Raw genomic sequence first — 1,732 nt, forward strand, 5'->3', positions numbered from 1 at the left:
CCTCCGGGTGAATTAGTGAGGGTAGTGGATGCCCTTAATAGTGGTGATGCCGGCGCGAATACTCTGCCAAGGCAACCTGCCTCACAAGGGAGCAAATTGCATGCCAGTGCCCCAGCATGGGTTTTTTGCCCCAAATTCACGCTTATAAAGGTGCAAAGCGACTTAATGCAGAAATTATCGCCCTCTAATGTAGCGCCTTAATCTGAAAATGACCTGTTTTGGTGCGCGCAAAACCTTCTGCACATTAACTGGTTAAACCTTGAGCAATTTCCGCTATAATCCGCGCCCCCCTTTTTCGGCTGGCCCTGCGCGCGCTGTTTTCATGAAACTAATCGTAAAAGTCTTCCCCGAGATCACCATCAAGAGTCGACCTGTCCGGACGAAATTTATCCGCCAGTTGGCCAAAAACATCCGCGCCGTGCTCCGCGATCTGGACCCGGCTGTGGTGGTGAACGGTGTGTGGGACAACCTCGAGCTGGAAACCCGTGTCACCGACGCCAAAGCCTTGAAAGAGATGGGCGAGCGCCTGACTTGTATGCCTGGCATCGCGCACTTTTTGCAGATCGACGAGTACCCGCTGGGCGACTTCGACGACATCACTGAAAAGTGCAAAGAACACTACGGCGCGGCCCTGGCCGGGAAGATTTTCTCGGTGCGTTGCAAGCGTGCGGGCAAGCACGCGTTCACCTCGATGGACGTTGAGAAATACGTCGGCAGCAAGCTGCGTCGTGAGTGCGGCGCTGCCGGAATCGACCTGAAAAAGCCAGAAATCGAAGTCCGCATTGAAGTTCGCGACAAACGGTTGTTTGTCATCCACAGCCAGCACAACGGCATCGGCGGTTACCCGCTCGGCGCGTTGGAGCAGACGCTGGTATTGATGTCCGGCGGCTTTGACTCGACCGTTGCGGCCTACCAGATCATGCGCCGCGGCCTGATGGCGCACTTTTGCTTCTTCAATCTGGGCGGTCGTGCCCACGAATTGGGCGTGATGGAAGTCGCGCACTTCATCTGGAAGAAGTACGGCAGCTCGCAACGCGTGCTATTTGTCAGTGTGCCGTTCGAAGAAGTGTTGGGCGAAATTCTCGGCAAAGTCGATAACAGTCATATGGGCGTCGTATTGAAGCGTATGATGTTGCGCGCGTCCTCCGTCATCGCCGACCGCCTGGGCATCGATGCGCTGGTTACCGGCGAAGCGATCTCCCAGGTGTCGAGCCAGACGCTGCCGAACCTGTCGGTGATCGACTGCGTGACCGACAAGCTGGTCTTGCGACCGCTGATCGTTGCGCACAAACAGGACATCATCGACACGGCCAACGAAATCGGCACCGCCGATTTTGCCCGGCACATGCCGGAGTACTGCGGGGTCATCTCGGTCAATCCGAAGACCGCCGCCAAGCGTGGCCGCGTTGAACATGAAGAGAAAGAATTCGACATGGCGGTGCTCGAGCGTGCGCTCGCCAACGCCAAACTGGTCGCCATTGATCGAGTGATCGATGAGTTGGGCCAGGATTTGCAAATTGAAGAAGTCGGCGAAGCACTGGCCGGTCAGATCGTCATCGACATCCGTCACCCGGATGCCGCTGAAGACGAACCGCTGGAGCTTGCCGGCATAGAGGTACAGACGATGCCGTTCTATGCAGTGAACGCACGTTTCAAGGAACTGGACCCTACTCGCCAGTACCTGCTGTATTGCGACAAAGGCGTGATGAGTCGCCTGCATGCCCACCATTTG

1 protein-coding gene is annotated in these 1,732 nt (G+C 56.5%); it reads left to right on the top strand.

Features of this window, described 5'->3' with window-relative positions:
- Positions 1 to 322: 322 nt before the first annotated feature.
- The coding region (gene thiI, locus ACIQVE_RS26275; protein WP_402814126.1) for a tRNA uracil 4-sulfurtransferase ThiI at positions 323 to 1,732 on the top strand (1,410 nt) is incomplete at its 3' end.

Source organism: Pseudomonas sp. NPDC098747, from assembly GCF_044760045.1.
Taxonomy (GTDB): domain Bacteria; phylum Pseudomonadota; class Gammaproteobacteria; order Pseudomonadales; family Pseudomonadaceae; genus Aquipseudomonas.